The 17,167-nt window shown below is 46.8% G+C and carries 13 protein-coding genes and 1 pseudogene; 9 read left to right on the top strand and 5 right to left on the bottom strand.

Features of this window, described 5'->3' with window-relative positions:
- Positions 1-194 precede the first annotated feature (194 nt).
- The 4 genes from ETEE_RS22205 (at position 195) to ETEE_RS16370 (ending at position 2,739) form a co-directional block, all read left to right on the top strand.
- The gene (locus ETEE_RS22205; RefSeq protein ID WP_081854128.1) at positions 195-413 is read left to right on the top strand and encodes a hypothetical protein; all 219 of its coding nucleotides are present in this window, start codon (positions 195-197) and stop codon (positions 411-413) included.
- Positions 392-595, top strand: coding sequence for a hypothetical protein (locus tag ETEE_RS22380; protein ID WP_071844168.1), 204 nt, complete (start codon positions 392-394; stop codon positions 593-595). The genes ETEE_RS22205 and ETEE_RS22380 overlap by 22 nt, the downstream gene beginning before the upstream one ends.
- A 345-nt stretch (positions 596-940) precedes the next feature.
- The gene (locus ETEE_RS16375) at positions 941-1,861 is read left to right on the top strand and encodes a LysR family transcriptional regulator (protein ID WP_034165098.1); all 921 of its coding nucleotides are present in this window, start codon (positions 941-943) and stop codon (positions 1,859-1,861) included.
- The gene (locus ETEE_RS16370) at positions 1,858-2,739 is read left to right on the top strand and encodes a dihydrodipicolinate synthase family protein (RefSeq protein ID WP_167549816.1); all 882 of its coding nucleotides are present in this window, start codon (positions 1,858-1,860) and stop codon (positions 2,737-2,739) included. Before ETEE_RS16375 ends, ETEE_RS16370 begins: the two co-directional genes overlap by 4 nt.
- A 73-nt stretch (positions 2,740-2,812) precedes the next feature.
- Here the strand turns inward: ETEE_RS16370 and ETEE_RS16365 are convergent, their stop codons facing one another.
- Together ETEE_RS16365 and purB are read right to left on the bottom strand one after the other, a co-directional pair.
- Positions 2,813-4,216, bottom strand: coding sequence for an MmgE/PrpD family protein (locus tag ETEE_RS16365; RefSeq protein ID WP_225865170.1), 1,404 nt, complete (start codon positions 4,214-4,216; stop codon positions 2,813-2,815).
- Between the two features lie 109 nt (positions 4,217-4,325).
- Positions 4,326-5,690: an adenylosuccinate lyase gene (gene purB, locus ETEE_RS16360; protein WP_034165070.1), complete on the bottom strand. Its 1,365-nt coding sequence runs from the start codon at positions 5,688-5,690 to the stop codon at positions 4,326-4,328.
- Positions 5,691-6,194: 504 nt separating this feature from the next.
- Here purB and metC point away from each other — a divergent pair.
- From metC to fumC, 3 genes are all read left to right on the top strand, one after another.
- Positions 6,195-7,364: a cystathionine beta-lyase gene (metC, locus tag ETEE_RS16355; protein ID WP_034165069.1), complete on the top strand. Its 1,170-nt coding sequence runs from the start codon at positions 6,195-6,197 to the stop codon at positions 7,362-7,364.
- Between the two features lie 36 nt (positions 7,365-7,400).
- On the top strand, positions 7,401-8,765 hold the full coding sequence (gene dcuC, locus ETEE_RS16350) for a C4-dicarboxylate transporter DcuC (RefSeq protein ID WP_034165068.1): 1,365 nt from the start codon (positions 7,401-7,403) through the stop codon (positions 8,763-8,765).
- Positions 8,766-9,201: 436 nt separating this feature from the next.
- A complete protein-coding gene (fumC, locus tag ETEE_RS16345) occupies positions 9,202-10,614 on the top strand; it encodes a class II fumarate hydratase (protein ID WP_034165067.1) in 1,413 nt (470 codons plus the stop codon).
- A 131-nt stretch (positions 10,615-10,745) separates the two neighbouring features.
- On the opposite strand, the gene ETEE_RS19510 is transcribed toward fumC, so the two are convergent.
- Both ETEE_RS19510 and ETEE_RS22375 read right to left on the bottom strand, forming a co-directional pair.
- Positions 10,746-13,631, bottom strand: a complete 2,886-nt coding sequence (locus ETEE_RS19510) for an autotransporter outer membrane beta-barrel domain-containing protein (RefSeq protein ID WP_081926438.1) — start codon at positions 13,629-13,631, stop codon at positions 10,746-10,748.
- 1,118 nt (positions 13,632-14,749) lie between these two features.
- Positions 14,750-15,046, bottom strand: a complete 297-nt coding sequence (locus ETEE_RS22375; RefSeq protein WP_158407652.1) for an ESPR domain-containing protein — start codon at positions 15,044-15,046, stop codon at positions 14,750-14,752.
- Positions 15,047-15,283: 237 nt separating this feature from the next.
- Here ETEE_RS22375 and ETEE_RS22025 point away from each other — a divergent pair.
- Positions 15,284-15,623, top strand: a pseudogene (locus tag ETEE_RS22025) (transposase family protein); the annotation flags it as partial.
- A 143-nt stretch (positions 15,624-15,766) separates the two neighbouring features.
- Here ETEE_RS22025 and ETEE_RS16335 read toward each other — a convergent pair.
- Positions 15,767-16,420 (bottom strand): helix-turn-helix transcriptional regulator, encoded by a 654-nt coding sequence (locus tag ETEE_RS16335; protein ID WP_034165065.1) that lies wholly within the window; start codon positions 16,418-16,420, stop codon positions 15,767-15,769.
- 302 nt (positions 16,421-16,722) lie between these two features.
- On the opposite strand from ETEE_RS16335, the gene ETEE_RS16330 reads away from it, so the two are divergent.
- On the top strand, positions 16,723-16,905 hold the full coding sequence (locus ETEE_RS16330) for a hypothetical protein (RefSeq protein WP_049703773.1): 183 nt from the start codon (positions 16,723-16,725) through the stop codon (positions 16,903-16,905).
- Positions 16,906-17,167 lie beyond the last annotated feature (262 nt).

Genomic DNA, 17,167 nt, shown 5'->3' with positions numbered 1-17,167 from the left:
CAGGCTGGGATTATACCGCTCAGCGTCACCGCTCGAAAAAACCAGTATTGTCGCGCGTGACGAATCCCCCAAGGCAGACACTTCCGCAGAAGGGCTCGTCGCACTGCGCCGGCTTTTGATAAAACAGGCACCATCACCACAGGGAATGCCGCGAATCTACGATAGCGCGACGGCGCCAGCGGTGATGGAAGAGACTGTCGCTGGCGGTAGGATTAAAACCGCTGGCGTGGATTAGACGCTATGCCAACGCCGACACCACACCAGCATTCATGGGAATGGGCCCCGTGCCGATCACGAAAAAGGTGCTGCAGCGCAATAGGCCACCGTTTTCCGATATCGATCCGATTGAAGCCCATGAAACCCATGAAGCCTTCTCTTCTCCGCACGATTCTTGGCCGTCGGTAAAACACTGAGGGTTGATCCGCAGCAGGTAAACGCTAACGGTGGCGCAATCGCGCTGGGTCACCCATTAGCGCCAGCGGAGCATGAGTTTGGGGGACACGAGTTTATGCACGGCCCGCAGGAGACCAGACGCTGGGGCGGACAGAGGAGGGCCTCCGCTATGAGCATGGGTCCCCTCCTATCTGACAAATAAGCGAAATAGCGCAGCCCGTATTCACCCCATTCATGCTTATCTACACGTCTATAACAGCACGCTACAACAACATACGCGCCAAGGCGCTGGCAATATATCTATGCTGGAGCAGGAGCGGCATTGCTGATAATCTGTTCAACGGGTGTCGTCTGTAAGCATTAACGGCAACCGATACAAAAATGATACACAGAAAAAGTTTGAACAATGCCGTCCGGCATATAACTAACACCACCCCCATCCATCGTTAACTGACTGACTCCGGAAAAAATTTATTCAACGCCTGCAAAGAAACGGATTGTTGATTTAGCTTAGCGCGGATAGTGTGAAGATATGAAAGGTCAAACTATGATACAAATACAACGTCCTATACCCAATTTAGAATTAGATCTGTTACGCACTTTCATTGCGGTAGTTGAGGGAAATAGCTTTGCCGCGGCTGCCGAATCAGTACATCGTACGCAGTCTGCTATCAGTCAACAAATGCAGCGCCTGGAGTCTCTCATCGGTAAAGAACTCTTTGCCCGTAGCGGCCGAGGAAAATCATTGACCGAGCATGGCGTGAAAATGCTGGGTTATGCCCGCCGTATCTTAAACCTAAACGACGAAGCATGCCTTTCATTAATGTACGACGATGTTGATGGCGTGCTGCGTATCGGTTCACCGGATGATACGGCCAACACAATCCTGCCGGAATTACTGGCTCGCTTTTCAAAAGCTTATCCGCGACTGATCATCGAAATCGTGGTTAAACGCAGTCCTTTCCTGATGGAGATGCTCAAAAACGATGAGATCGATATGGCAATCTCTACGGCGGAATGCACTGATTACTCAGGGTTTATTTTACGTTCTTCACCTTCTCTATGGTTCTGTGGCCTCAATTACAAGTTTGTCGCCGACACGCCACTGCCGCTGGTCTCGCTGGATGAACCCAGCACCTACCGTAACATGGCTATCAACCACCTGGAGCGCGCTGGTATTCCCTGGCGGATTGCTTATACCGCGACAACCTTATCCGGTGCCAGGGCCGCCGTTGCGGCCGGACTTGGGGTAATGGCGCGCTCCATTGAGTTATTTGGCGATGATTTATGTATTTTAGGGGAGAGCGAAGGGCTCCCCAAACTACCGAATATTAAATTTAACTTATATATCCGCAGAAATAACCCGCCCAAGGCTGCTAAAGTTTTATTCGAATCTCTGTATCAGGAGAATTTTTCACCTGAGCGACCTTATGCCGATGCTGTGATTTCCAAGGAGGCATTATGCTGACTCAGTTTTCTGGTATTTTTCCCTATCTGGTCTCACCGGTCGATAATCATACAGGTAGAGTATTGGAGCACCCCCTGCGCAAGTTGGTTGAGCATCTGATCCGCTGTGGCGTCCAGGAGCTCAGTCCCCTCGGTAGCACGGGTGAGTTCGCCTATCTATCCCTTGAGCAGCGGGAGGATATCGTGCGCATTGTGCTTGATCAGGCGGCGGGAAGAGTCCCTGTGATTGCGGGTGTGGCCGGGTTCTCCACCCATGAGGCCCTGAGACAGACAGAGCGCTATAGCCGCCTGGGGGTTGATGGCATTGTCTTGATCATGCAGAGGATGTTTCCAGTTTCTCCTGCTGGACAAATGCACTTTTTTACCGATGTGGCGGAAAAATTTAGTGAAACCTCAATAACGCTGTATACCAATCCCGGTCTGCTCGGTGCTGACATCCCATTGGAGGTTCTGGATGAGCTTAGTTATGTAAATAATATTGAATATATTAAGGATGCCTCAGGGAATACCGGGCGTATTCTAACGATGATTAATCGTTTCGGTTCACGCTTACGTATATTTAGCGCCTCGGCACATATCCCACTGGTGGTGTTTCAGTTAGGGGGCGTGGGCTGGATGGCGGGGCCAGCCTGTGTGATTCCAAAACAGTGTGTCGAGCTCTTTAATCTTTTTCAGGCTAATCAGCTCGAACAGGCAATGGCACGGCAAAAACAGCTATGGCGAATTAATGAGGTATTTACCCAGTATGCGCTAGCCGCCTGTATCAAAGCGGCATTAAACATTCAGGGGTTTGCCGTCGGGGATCCTATTTCACCGCAGCAACCACTTGGCGCAGATGCCGTTAATGCATTACATCAAGTGCTCGCCGAAATACAATGAAAATAACATTTGGCATCGTTGTTTCGATGCCAAATCCCTTACTTCTTACTTCTTACTTCTTACTTCTTACTTCTTAGCGTGACCCATCATTTAAATTAATAATATCGCTTAACTGCTCGGAGAGCTCGATAATAGGGTTATTATCGAGGGAATTAACTAAATCAATAATCCGATCTGCTGCCCGTGGCTTAAGAATTCCATTGACATTATCACGGAATTTTCTTTCAACATCGCCAGGCAGCATAGGGTTTTCCGGATGGCCATAGTTAATATCGAGGCGCTTAGTCACTTCACGGCCATCGGTTAACGTGACGATAATGCGCCCCGGGAAATATTCCGGGAATGGGATCTCTCCCTCTTCGCAATAACGGAACGAGATCTTTTCGGCCAGCGCGAGAACCTCTGGGCGATCCAGCTCCGTCGCATCGAACGATCGGAGACTGAGCCCGTCATCGAGCATGCCTGTTGCGGCTAACCAAGGCAGGCTAAACTTGGCGGCATAAGGGGTCCCGGGAGTAATTTTAGTTTCTGCCGGCTCACAAATCAGAGCCCCCGCCACCGGATCCACGACACACTGGATCTCAACGATGTCTTCGGGAGCAATGCCATCGTGGCGTAACATGCGGACGCAATCGACGCTGGCATGAGCGAAGTGACAGCAGGGGTAAGGCTTAATTGAAACATTCAACAGCTCCCACCGCTGCCCCAACCCCCTGCCGATCTGGCCCGACACGGAGCTATGATGCAGACCGTGGGTCATGAAGAGGCCAAAGCGCCCTTCGAAAATGGTCAGCGGACCCGTCATGCCCGCCTGGGCAAGGCGCGCGGCCAAGATAGCGGAGTGGGCTGCCCAGCCGGCGTGAAAACACTTGGAGGAAGAGCTGTTGCTCAGGTATTCCGCCACACCGGAGGCTTGGCTACCGGCCAGGCCGATAGCATGGGCACACTCTTGGGCCGAGAGTCCTAACAGGCGGGAGGCCGCGCTGGCGGCACCGAAAATACCGGCGACGGGGGTCGTATGGAAGCCGCGCTTATGGAAACTTCCCTGTGAGGCCAAGCCAACGCGAGCCGCCACTTCCCAACCGATAATATAGGCTGACAGCATCTCTTTACCACTGAGATTCATATCTTCGCTCAGAGCCATCACCAGTGGGACCAATATGGCGCTACCATGGGTGATCGAGTCGGTATGGGTATCATCAAAATCCAGCGCATGAGCCGCGATGCCATTAGCCAGTACAGCATACTCCGGTGAGAGCGTAATCGAGCTTGCCCAAACATGGCAGTGGCTTGGGGCCTTCGCCAGGGTACTTAGTACACAGCGGGCGTTAACCGCGGCAGCCTGACGTGTTCCGGCGATGGCAACCCCCAGCGTATCCAACAAATGGAGATGCGCCCGTACAATCACAGCTTCCGGAATAGTATCTAGATCAAATCGAGTAATAAATTCGCTGATCTGCTCGCTTAAGGTCATCATATTCATTCCAAATCAGGACATATTTTCCAGGATAGTCATCTGGAAATTCTCAATGCAGGGATAACGCCCCTGGAGTAATGCGGGTGGCCTCCCCCGCCATCCCCCATGACTAATTCAGCCATCCCTTCGCGTTGACTTGCGCGATAACCTGATCCACCTGCTCTGGCGCGCTACCAATATAGGTGGTGGGATCTAAGGCTGCATTCAGCTCAGACTGACTGAGTATCGCCATGATTCGTGGGTTTTCGGTCAGGGCGTGGGCAAAGGTAGTCCCCTCTTCCAGCCCCTGCATTGCGGCCTCATAGATCAACTCATGGGCTGTCTGCTTGCCTGCCTTCTCGGAGAGAATAAACATGACTCTCTCTGCCAGCATAAAGCCACCGAGGAGATCGAGATTACTGCGCATCTTATTTTTATTTACCACCAGGTCTGACAAGGTAAATTTCATGTTATCCAAAATGATAGATAACATCAGGCAAATCTCAGGCAGAACTTTCCACTCCATTTTCCAGATGGCGCCATCACGCTCATGCTGGTGTTTCATTAGGTCGAGAAGTAGGGAAACGTTACCTTTCAGTGTATTGCTAACACAGGCCGCATTCTCGGTCGTCGCGGGGTTACGTTTATGGGGCATTGTAGAGGAGCCGACCTGCCCCTTAGCAAACGGCTCGGCCACTTCATCCAGCTCATTATGGGCCAGCAAGAGAATTTCATTAGCAATTTTCCCCAGCGTCGCACCGATCATCCCGAGAACCATGCCATATTCACAGAAGCGGTCACGGGCCGGCTGCCAAGAGATCTCCGGCACATTCAGCCCCAAACGTGACAGAACGCGCCGCTCCAACTCATCGGCCTGCTCTCCAAATGAGGCTTTAGTTCCCACCGCGCCAACCACACTTCCAACAAAGAAGCGTGGCTCCAGCTGCACCAGACGCTCGTAATGGCGGGTAATCTCAGCGAGCCAGATAGCACTCTTGTGGCCAAAGGTAATCGGAATGGCCTGCAGGGCCAGAGTACGACCCGCCATCGGCGTATTACGGTGAGTTTCCGATAGGGTTAGCAATGCACGGCCAATGGATTTCAGCTCACGTAAAAAGACGTTATGGGCCATTTTAAATTGCAGCATCATCCCGGTATCCATCACATCTTGAGTCGTCGGACCGAAATGCACATACTCACCGAATCCCTTAGTACAGGCATGCTCTAGGCCGCGGATAGTCGGAACCAGCGGGTGTTTGGTCAATCTGACCTGTTCCAGAATGTAATCCATATCCAAAAATTCTACGTTGGCACATGCCACTATCTCCTCAGCGGCTTCGCTGGGAATAATGCCTAGCTCAGCCTGCTCAATAGCCAGCGCGGCCTCGTAATCCAGCCACATCTGTATCCGAATATTGTCAGAGAAGATTTCACGCATTTCTTCAGTAGACCATAGGTTTTTTAGCAACGCTGAGTCAAAAACACCGGTAGACATCGTATTTAATCTCCTGATAGTAGAATCCACCAACCAGAGGAATATAATTACATTAGCCAGGCTTACGCTAATGGAAATGCTTCCTAGAGCAAACAACCTGCCGACCAATACTAAAATAAAACGCACTCTGTTGATACGGATATAGGATTAATAATCCTTAACGACTCTTAAACATTATTTACCTAACACATGAAAATGCACACAACCTTACCTGTGACTTGTCCAACTTTTCTTCAACTCTCTATTTTTTATAAGGTATTTGAAACTCATTAATCTAACCTTGGTTATCTTTAGAATAATTAACATTTCAAGATGAGAACTGGGTCTATTTTTAGTGATGAATGATTTTCAAGCTAATTCTGATTATGCTAGCGTAATTAAGGAAAATAAAACCGGCTAATGCCGCCTCTCCAACTAAAAGTAGTTTAGTATTTGGCGCATACACCTTTCTATAGGTGTATATGCATCATTCCGTTAATATATTTATTATAAGGCATGGACAAAATGACGCAAAACCGTAAAACACAACTAATTCATAGTGGTCGAAAGGCATATCAGGGTATGACGCCGGTAAACCCACCGGTAATGCGCGCGAGTACAATTCTTTTCGATTCATTAGAAATCTGGCGCGATGTCCGCAAGCGTAGAGAAAGCGAACGGTTACTCAGCTATGGTGCTCGAGGTACGGATAATGCGTTTGCTCTGGAGCAATTAGTCACCGAATTGGAGGGCGGATACCGTGCTTGGCTGTTCCCTACGGGACTAGCGGCAATTGCGATGACCATCATGGGCTATGCCCGTTCCGGAGGACACGTTCTGTTTGCAGATTCGATTTATGAACCGGTCCGGAAAATTGCCAACGCCTTCTTGAGCCCCAATAATATCCAATATGATTTTTTTAAAACCGACGGGAGTGATTTTGAATCACTACTACGCCCGGAGACCCAACTAATATTCGTAGAGTCACCGGGCTCCTTGCTGTATGAAATGCTTGATCTGCCTGCTATCTGTCACATTGCCCATCAACGGGGAATTCCTGTTGCAGTGGATAATACCTGGGGATCTGGGTATCTCTATAATCCGCTGAAGCTAGGTGCCGATGTATCCGTCATTGCCGCGACCAAATACCTGTGCGGCCATTCTGATGTCATGATGGGAATTATTGTTGCCAATCAAGACGCATGGGAAAAGATTGGCGCTCTGCCGGAGGCATTGGGCCAGTGCAGTAGCCCTGATGATGCCGCTTTAGTCTTACGTGGGGCGCGAACTCTAGCCCCCCGCCTTGAAGTTCATGGCCAGTCGGCCCTGTGCGTTGCCAAATGGCTACAACAACGTCGCGAAGTCAAAAAAGTATGGTTCCCCGCACTGGAAGATCATCCGGGCCATGAGTTGTGGGAACGTGACTGCACGGGAAGTAATGGATTACTGACCATTGAGTTTAAAACGCAATACAACACGACGGACAGTGATAATTTTATTAATAGCCTAACGCTGTTTGGTATCGGCGCGTCTTGGGGGGGCTTTGAGAGTCTCGTATTACCGGCCAATGTGCACGGAGCCCGCAGCGCCTCCGACTGGAGTACACACGGCCCATTCGTTCGTCTACATATTGGGCTGGAAGATGTCGATGACCTTATTAACGATCTAGCACAAGCATTCCGGGTATTTAAATAAAGACTAAACCGTTGCCAACGGTGATGGGAGAAAACTATGCTGGAACTTATTTTGGCAGGACTAGTCACTACACTGGTGGTGTATCTACTGGCTAAAGAATACAAACCCCAACCAGTACTTTTACTGGGAGGGATACTATTACTTACTCTAACGGCAGTATTTGACTTAGGCACAATATTGCCCGCAGAGAAAACCACCCATTTAAAGTATTTTGATATCTTTAAGATATTTTCTGACATTCTTAGCCTAAGATTAGCAGGACTTGGTTTAACATTGATGGCGATAGCGGGTTTTGCCCGCTATATGGAGCACGTGGGTGCGAGCAAAGCATTATTCTCAATTTTTGAAAAACCGCTAAAATCGGTACGCTCACCTTATATGTTGTTAGTCATTTCATTCCTGGTAACCCAGATCCTGGTGATCTTCATCCCAAGTCATGCTGGATTGGGTATGCTGTTAATGGTGACAATGTATCCAATCCTGATCCGTGCAGGGGTCAGTCCACTCTCCGCGCTGGCCGTCATCGGTTGTTGCCAGTTTATTGATCATGGCCCGGGCTCCGGTAACGTCATCATGGCAGCTAAAACGGCTAATCTGGACCCAGCGACATACTTTATAAAATATCAATTACCCGTGACCCTTCCTATCATCTTTGTTGTGGCAATTACTCACTTCTTTATCCAGAAATGGTGGGATAAGCGTGAGGGTTTTGTATTCAACCCAGCACACATTGATAAGATCGATCACCAGGATAACGACTGCCCACCACGTTATTATGCCATATTGCCGATCATTCCATTGATCCTGATTATAGGCTTCAGCCCATTAATGCAGAAGGTGATCAAATTAGACGTTACTACCGCAATGATTATCAGCACTACTATCGCACTGTTCTTTGAATATATCCGCTTACGTAGTGCTAAGGCCGTACTTGATAGTTTCATGCTCTTCTTTGAGGGGATGGGTAAACAATTTGTGGTAGTGGTATCGCTGATCGTTTCCGGCGAGTTATTTGCCAACGGTCTGCTCAAAATAGGTGCCGTAGATCAGCTGATTACTACAGCGCAAAGCGCTGGCCTAGGCATTGGAACCATGATCGTTGTCATGAGTTTTATCCTGGCGCTGGCAGCCTTCCTGATGGGGTCAGGAAATGCGGCATTTTTCTCATTCGCGGCACTCACGCCAAGAATCGCGGCTTTCTTGAAGATCGATGTGGTGACCCTCATTTTGCCGATGCAGATTATGACCAGTTTTGGTCGAACGGTATCCCCCATTACAGCAGCAATTGTTGCAATCTCTGGCATCGCTGGCGTATCGCCATTCCAGGTAGTGAAACGCACGGCGATCCCTATGGCTGCCGCGGCAATAACCAACCTGGGATTGACCTTTGTCTACCTATGATAATATTATCTCTTATCTATCGCGTCGTGGAAAATAACGATGGCAGCACTTGGTAAAATAGGCCTACTCGGCTCCCACCAGTATCATCAGGCTGGCGGGAACTCTATTTTCAGAGTGAAGTTATCATTCTACCCTTCATTATTCACATAACGTTTGAGAGCAAAACGGAGCATGGCCTGAGCCCCAAATAAATAACACACCAGCAATAGCAATAGCAATAGCAATACACATGTTCATTCCCTCGTGAAGATCATGCCAAAGGCATCTAAAAACCAACGCAAGTCACAGAGAGAATCACCAATGCTGGTATCTCGACATCGATAGATTAACATACAGTATAAGTTAGCGTTCTCCCCTGCTATCAATATACTTTGAGTAAATGTTGGATTACCAAGATGCCCCAGTTATTTATCACAATGTAACTAAGGAATTAATTATGGTAGATCACCGCAGTGAAAAAGACTCGATGGGGGTTATAGATGTAGCGTCTGATAGACTATGGGGGGCGCAAACTCAACGCTCTCTGGAGCATTTCCGGATTTCTACCGAGAAAATGCCGCGGGTGCTGATCCATGCCTTGGCACTGACAAAAAGAGCGGCGGCCAAGGTTAATCAGGATTTGGGACTGTTGGATACGGATAAAGCTGCGGCAATTATGCAGGCAGCGGATGAGGTTCTCGCCGATCGCCATCCCGATGAGTTTCCCCTGGCCATCTGGCAAACGGGCTCCGGCACCCAAAGCAATATGAATATGAATGAGGTATTAGCAAACAGAGCCAGCGAACTGCTGGGTGGGGAACGCGGTATGATGCGGAAAGTTCACCCCAACGACGATGTCAATAAAAGTCAAAGTTCGAATGATGTCTTCCCCACCGCAATGCACATCGCCGCCGTACTGGCGTTACATCGTCATCTCACGCCACAGCTAAACCAGTTGAGAGCAACCTTAGAAAAAAAATCGCAGGCATTTTCTAATATAGTGAAGATAGGCCGGACCCATTTGCAAGATGCCACACCACTAACGCTAGGACAGGAGATCTCCGGCTGGGTGGCAGCGCTAGAGCATAACCTGAAACATATTGAATCCACCTTACCACATCTATCTGAATTGGCGCTGGGGGGGACAGCCGTCGGCACCGGATTAAATACCCATCCTGAATATGCCTGCCGAGTCGCCGACGAACTGGCAGCGCTTACCTCAGAACCCTTTGTCACCGCCCCAAATAAATTCGAGGCCCTGGCAGCCTGTGATGCGCTGGTTCATGCACATGGCGCGTTAAAGGGCCTAGCGGCATCATTAATGAAAATTGCCAACGATGTCCGCTGGCTAGCTTCGGGTCCTCGCTGCGGGATCGGTGAGATCGCAATACCGGAGAACGAACCTGGCAGTTCGATTATGCCGGGCAAAGTTAATCCGACGCAGTGCGAGGCGATGACCATGCTCTGCTGCCAAGTCATGGGGAACGACGTGGCCATCAATATGGGCGGGGCATCGGGGAATTTTGAACTCAATGTCTATCGGCCGATGGTGATCCACAATTTCCTGCAGTCAATACGGTTGCTGACCGATGGCATGGACAGTTTTAACCGACACTGCGCGGTCGGTATCGAACCCAGCCATCAGCGGATCGATCAGTTGCTCAATGAATCATTAATGTTAGTTACGGCGTTGAATCCCCATATCGGTTATGACAAGGCCGCGGAAATTGCCAAGAAGGCGCACAAAGAGGGACTCACATTGAAAGCGGCGGCATTGGCACTCCACTACCTGACGGAGGCAGAGTTTGATGCTTGGGTGCGCCCAGAGCTCATGGTTGGCAGCCTGAAACCCACGCTAGACAATGCGTAGTGAATGACCGGTGCCTTATTCGGGGGCAGAAAATATCCTCCGAGAGTGGATTGGATGGACTGACCCTGGATTGCCAAGCGTGGTGGGGTCAGTCCAGAAAAACCGGGGAATAATCCCCGGTCAAGTTGATATCAAAAGTTGTACTTAATACCTACCATTGCACTAGTATCATTGTACCCCTTATCCCCCATCTGAGTGCCGACATTCCCCCACAGATTCACTCGTGGATTAATCTGCCCCTCAATACCGACTTTCACTTCGCCGAGATTGCGGGCGCCAGCCTGAGTGATGCGGACGCCATCCATAGTTGTACTGAAGCTACGGGTATTATGCAGCCAGTTAGCTTCAATAAAAGGTTCGAATTCACGCTCTTTACCTGCATCCATCGCATGGTGGCCTTTCGAGTAGAGCCTTAATCCCAAGCGAGTTTGAACGTTACCATCTCCATCATTATTAACTCGGGTACCATTGTTCTCACGATGGTCGTCAGCCCTCACCCCCATCCAGATTGCTTGTGCCTGGGGTTGGATAAACCATTGATTGCGCATACCATGACTACCAGTAAATTCGCCCATTTTAAACGTATAGCCGGTTTCAACTGAAGCCGTAAGACCTTTTGAACTGTAGGATTCATCAGAAAGCTCCTGCCCATTTACGTGGTTATTAAACCAGCTGTACTGGAGCCAGCTGTCCACATACAAACCGGCTTTATCAACATCATTTGCAAACCAGGTTCCGTAAGCTCCAACGCTATAACCGCTGACAGATCCCTTTGAACTGTAACTGGTTACTGAAGAATGCGTATTATTTTTGTTATTACCGTAGCCGGCCATCAAACCAAAATGAGCGCGATCAAGACCGTCTGAAGACCACTGAGCGATATCACCGCCCAATTGAGAAACATAACTGTTACTCTGTGTTTTTAATTGACCACTACTGTCGTGCCAGCCATTATGACTGCCAATTTGGCGTAGCCAAAGGCTAGTAACTTTTTTCTCACCAGTAATCGCATCAATATACTGAGTTTCACCGAGACGGTCATGCAGGGTTGTATTAAACATTTTGTTGGCTGCAGCAAGGTTTTCCACATAGCTGCCCCCTTCCGGACGAACATCCGGCTGAGGAACTGGATTTCCATTATTAACTAGATACCAATTGTTACTACTATCGCCTTTCCCTCGCACCAGCGAGTAGTCATATGCACCAGCCACAATTCGCCCATCTTGAGTAAACTCACCTGCCGAACTCCCACCTATAGAAATAATCTCAATACCATTTATGGCCTCATCACCTTTCCCTCCTGCATTGGTTATACTTACCCCAGTTTTCCCTGAAGTGTCGCCGGTTACCACAAGTTTATCCGTCAGCGAACTATCATTTCCGAGCACAGTATTAAACTGCAGATGTCCACCATCACCGATATAATTTCCATTTACTGTCAGAGTGGTACCTGCAACAGGATTGTTATTTGCATCATTATGACCAATAACTATCGTACCGCTATTGGTTAATTCTCCGACCTGGTACTGTGATTGTCGGGCAAGAGTTGTTGCCGCAGGCAGGGCGAATGTAGCATCATTCTGACCAAGATATAAAACGCCTTGATTATTTAATTTTCCACTACCCAGCGCCTGGGTAGCAAGCATTCGGATCATACCATTAGAAGTAATAGTGGTATCTGCAGACATATTTTCATTATTACTGCTTACCGTCAGCGCCCCTCCAGTGACGGTAAGACTTCCTGCTCCAACCAGTGTGCCAGCTACAGAGCCATTATTTACCGTCAACCCGCCCTGGTTAAAATCGAAGGTGCTGCCGGTTTCTGTGTTCAGATTCTGTAGCGTTTGGGTATAGCCGTTCATATCTAGATGGGTTCCATCAGCCAAATTTAGCAATTGGGTATTCCCCAATACATTATTATTACCCATTTTTAATCCGCCAGCTGTCACCCATGTAACACCGGTATAACTGTTTTCACTATTTGACAATGATACATCAGTATCTGTATTGATGCGTAGATCACCCTTACCGACTACTTGAGCACTTAGGTCAGCTTCATTTCCAATATTACCCTCTGCTGTCAGCGTTAGTGCATTATCACCTTGTGCTAGAAGCTCTACTTTGGTCAGTCCATAATTGATATACAGCCCGTCGTTGTTATCGCTACTGGTCAGTCGATAATCATAGGTACCTTTAGCAATCGTTTCTCCGTTCTGGCTGATATCAGTTATGATGGCATCGGAAATAGCATTACCATTTTCATCTATTAAATTAAGGTTACCACCACTACCCGCTACGCTCCCTTTGCTATCCGCTAGTTTGACCATAACCCCGTTATCATCCTGCTGAAGCAACGGGCGTGAACCATCCGGCGTGTGGGGAGTATTTATAAAGCTATCGCCATTGGTGACCTGGATAGTTCCTGTACCTGTAAGATCAAGATTTGTGCTAGCTTCAATAAATTTGTCACTAATCATACTTCCTGGTGAAACGTGACCAAATACAAGCGTTCCTCCATTGAAGCTAATACTACCAATATTTTTTATTCCATCACCAACAGTTGTTATATTATTATTCCCGATATGTAGCGTGGCGTTTTCAAGTGCGGTAGTGTTATCTCCATCCAGAAGAAATTCATTATTTTCGAGAAGCACATCACCGGTAAATTCATTACCAACTGATGACGCAAAATCAAAGTTACCACCATTATTCATTGCAATAAACTGACCATCACCAGTAAGTTTATTATTAAATTTAAATGAACCACTGGTATCAGCAATGAAAGACCCGGAAGCGGAAATGTTTACATTTCCAGAACCAAAGCCAATATGACTATCCGTCACATCCTTTGCTGTTCTCCCCACACCAACCACATTCCAGTTCCCCATATAACTGCTATTGTCACTGACGATTTTTGCATCACCAGAAATGGTTGTATTTCCATTTCCATTCAATGTGTTAGCAAAATCAGAGCCATCAGCATATGCTATATCTAGCCCCGTAGTAGGGTCAGTCATGTCTGTATTAATAGCAACACGTCCAGCTCCTAACGCTTTGTTATTGGTGATCGATAGTAAACCACCGTTTATTACGGTTCCACCATTATAATTTGATGCAGAGCTTAAAGTTGTATGCCCTGTCTGCTGCTCAACATTGCCTATGCCATTTATTGACACATCAAATACATAACTATCCGCACCGATTCCATGTGGTTTGTTATTGTTGAATATGATTTTATTTTTTCCGTCCCCTGACATGGTGATGCTATTTGCAGAAATATCCGCTGGAGAGCCATATTTTGAGTCCCCAATATAAAGATTCACCCCCCCTCCAGCTACACTACTGATATTAATATCCTTGGCGCTTTTGACTTTGGCTGCATGGCCAAAAATAACATCAGTCGTATTTCCACTTACTGTGGATGATATATTAAAATTGCCAAGCGTTGTTATCCCAGAACCAGTGCCATTAATAATTTGCAGCCCCGTTCGTCCAACGTTTTGCCCTATTAAATTGATATTGCCATTGACATTTACAACAGTAGAGTAAATAGCAGCATCAGTAGAAACATCGTTTATATTAGATGATAATCTAACATTATTTATCAATGTAAAATCACCACCGACATTAATCCCATAACCTTTATTATCATTGGTGGTAACAAGAAGACGACCATTGGTTGTATCGAGATAGAGATTGCCGCCAACATCAAGAGTTGAACCACCAAGTAACTGAAACGAACCCCCAGATTTATTAATTATAGTCATGTTGTTTTTAACATAAATATCACCAGCCAACTCCGAAGCACCTGCCGAAGCAATATTGAAATTATTTCTATCAGCTTCAAGATCAATACTGTCCGCATATAATTTAGCGGTCGTAGTTGACGAGCCAAACATCCAGATGGTTGCATCCGTTGCGCCAGACGAAGTTTTTAAGTCGCCAACTGACAGAATTCCGGATGAGCCTCCTTGCTGTGTAGCATCAAGACCGCCCAGATGGGCTCCGCCTATTTGCAGCATACTATTGTTTCCCATCAACAAGGTTCCGGTGTTGCTGGCAGTTAATGTTCCCCCATTTATCCACAAAGACGTATTACCACCACCGGCAGGGGCCATATTCAATGTTAAGCTATCTAACGGATTTGAAACAACGACATCTGCTCCGGCATCAACCTGTACCGTTGCCGTAGTATTCCACTGCAAGCCGTCTGAAATTGTTGTTGAAGAATTGAAATCAGTATAGCCATTAACGTCGAGTGCATACGTATTCCCGGCCATAAGAGGTAATGCCAGAGCAACCAGATAAACATTACCTTTGACTTTAGATCCCGATCTGGGGGATGAACTTTTTTTCTCCCTCTCCCCAACTCAGATGCAACAGTCCATTCCATAATTGCATGATTCCATATGACACTATAGATTTTATTCATTTGTTTCATCCCAAGAATTTAAGTAGAGAATAGCCTCGACTTCTAAGCATGCGGAACAATCGATGGTTTCTGTTGCAAAACATTACCAATGGCACTAATGATTATATCAACCATTCCATAAAGCGCGAGAATCCATGAAAGATAACCTTCCCCCTGCATTAAGCAGTATCTTTTCATCACCTGAGTATAGTAATGTCATGTTTTCACAGCAGATTAAACTACGGTGCACCATAGTGCGATTTTCCTGAACGATACGGACTATGGGAAACCCGTTTACAACCGATTTAATCGATAATAAAAATCAGAAGTAATTAATATCATTTTCAATGAATTACGTTTATCTCTTAACTTTCACCGTCTTACCGATGGCCGTAATACCAGTGCACTCAAATGTGCACCTGAGCACAAAAAAACATCCCGATATCACCTGAGATGGCAACCTGGGTTGCTCTCGCGGTGGTTTTTGCACCAAAATCCATCTAGCTATAGACGGAGGATGTCTCCCGTTAAGCATCGTACAGAGCCCGGACAAGCCCACGAAAGTCAGTTGGTACAATCTCTTTTTCCTGATAAAGGTAGTTTGTTGCAAAGCAACCTATCTCAAAGAGGATTTATTCGACAAATCTTGTTAAAAATCGTCTTCGAGGACGTTTTTCAGGAGGATAGGTGAAAAGTCATTCAACCGCATATCAGTACTACATCGATAGCTCCACCTATTTGTCATGTCTGATACGTTATTTTCACGGGGAAAAACACACCTTCCTGGGGGAATATATTGACTAAGCAAAGCCTGAAATGTAGCTCAGATATACTTTTAACCTTTAACTTTCGCATAACACTACGTTTATAACTAGAAATTGACTTCACGCTTCTATGTAATTGCCCTGCAGAAATAGCGGTTCCTTGGCCATCCACGATAGCCCTGAGAACCCGGAATTCTGAGTGATTAAGTGGAGCTAGACAAAGCTTATAACCGGTTGAATTATTTAAAGCGCAGATAAGCGCATCAGGCTCTCTTTGATATCTATCACACTCAAGCACGCCATTGATGACATCATCAATAACGGCGACTATTTTTTTCATATTTTCAATGGAGAGCCCAAGACTAGCAACAATTACCTTCTCATTTAAAAAACAAATACCATCGGCCTCCTGATTTGTTTTTACACCATCAAGTATAATACAAAAATCATCATCAATATTAACAGCTAATTCTTGAAGTATGCAATGCTGACTAGCACTGTAAGGCAATTCAGCGGTAAGTATTCTAATACTGACATCTTTACCTGGCTGAGCAAGACTGTGGTGAGACAAAAAGAAATCAGCAAAACCATATGCAGCAAAGGATTCATTTTTGTTAACGAACCGATACATGATAATATGCTCAGAATAATGAGATTACATGACTATTCACATAATCCTGCTTTTTTATTGAAATTGAAAATTAAAAATTCTAATTGTGATTATTAGCAAATCAACAGTATAAGCGTGCCAGCATGCTTAGTTAATGGATGTGCAATTTCGCCCGGGTATAAGTATTAAAACTGACGTGAACCGACCTGGCTCGTTTACTGACACAGCAGTAATCTGACTGGCTGACCACTCCCCCTTTGTTAAGTACCAACGTAAAGTAGTGCTTTCGGTCTTTCTTCTCCTGAAAAAAGAGGTTTTCTGGCATGGAAAAGATACATTATATCGAGAAACAGGCTGCTTTTGCTCTGAAGCAAACCGAAACCGGCACTCAAGTAGAGGAAGTCTGCAGAAATATGGGAGTTTCCAAGATTAATTTTCACAACTATGAAAAGTTAAAGCAACATACGAGCAACATTCCTTTAGGATGGACGTCTGAGCGCTCATAGGTTACTGTCACTGGACGATATGCAGGAAAATATCGAGCAGTGGCAACATGCATATAACCGAAATAGCCCCATGCATCGTTAACTAGCTAGATCCCAGGGAAATTTATCCCAAGTCGGCAAAATGCCCGGCGCTCTGATGTGGCCAGGTTCTAATATTGTGGGGAACTCAGAGCCGTCATCCACAGCAAACCAACAGAGAAAGAAGCGTAAGGCTATCACCACCCCGTGAGCTATCGCGTAGTACTGGAGTACTACGCGATGG

This window comes from Edwardsiella anguillarum ET080813 (assembly GCF_000264765.2).
Taxonomy (GTDB): Bacteria; Pseudomonadota; Gammaproteobacteria; order Enterobacterales; family Enterobacteriaceae; genus Edwardsiella; species Edwardsiella anguillarum.
Note: the sequence above shows the minus strand (reverse complement) of the source record. Positions and strands in the feature narration are given on the sequence as shown.

Bases quoted from the DNA above. Each gene is read 5' to 3' on its own strand.
- ETEE_RS19510 (WP_081926438.1), bottom strand. From the start codon at position 13,631: ATGACTGACCCTACTACGGGGCTAGATATAGCATATGCTGATGGCTCT.
- ETEE_RS16375 (WP_034165098.1), top strand. From the start codon at position 941: ATGATACAAATACAACGTCCTATACCCAATTTAGAATTAGATCTGTTA.
- dcuC (WP_034165068.1), top strand. From the start codon at position 7,401: ATGCTGGAACTTATTTTGGCAGGACTAGTCACTACACTGGTGGTGTAT.
- metC (WP_034165069.1), top strand. From the start codon at position 6,195: ATGACGCAAAACCGTAAAACACAACTAATTCATAGTGGTCGAAAGGCA.
- fumC (WP_034165067.1), top strand. From the start codon at position 9,202: ATGGTAGATCACCGCAGTGAAAAAGACTCGATGGGGGTTATAGATGTA.
- ETEE_RS22375 (WP_158407652.1), bottom strand. From the start codon at position 15,046: ATGAATAAAATCTATAGTGTCATATGGAATCATGCAATTATGGAATGG.
- purB (WP_034165070.1), bottom strand. From the start codon at position 5,690: ATGTCTACCGGTGTTTTTGACTCAGCGTTGCTAAAAAACCTATGGTCT.
- ETEE_RS16365 (WP_225865170.1), bottom strand. From the start codon at position 4,216: ATGATGACCTTAAGCGAGCAGATCAGCGAATTTATTACTCGATTTGAT.
- ETEE_RS16330 (WP_049703773.1), top strand. From the start codon at position 16,723: ATGGAAAAGATACATTATATCGAGAAACAGGCTGCTTTTGCTCTGAAG.
- ETEE_RS16335 (WP_034165065.1), bottom strand. From the start codon at position 16,420: ATGTATCGGTTCGTTAACAAAAATGAATCCTTTGCTGCATATGGTTTT.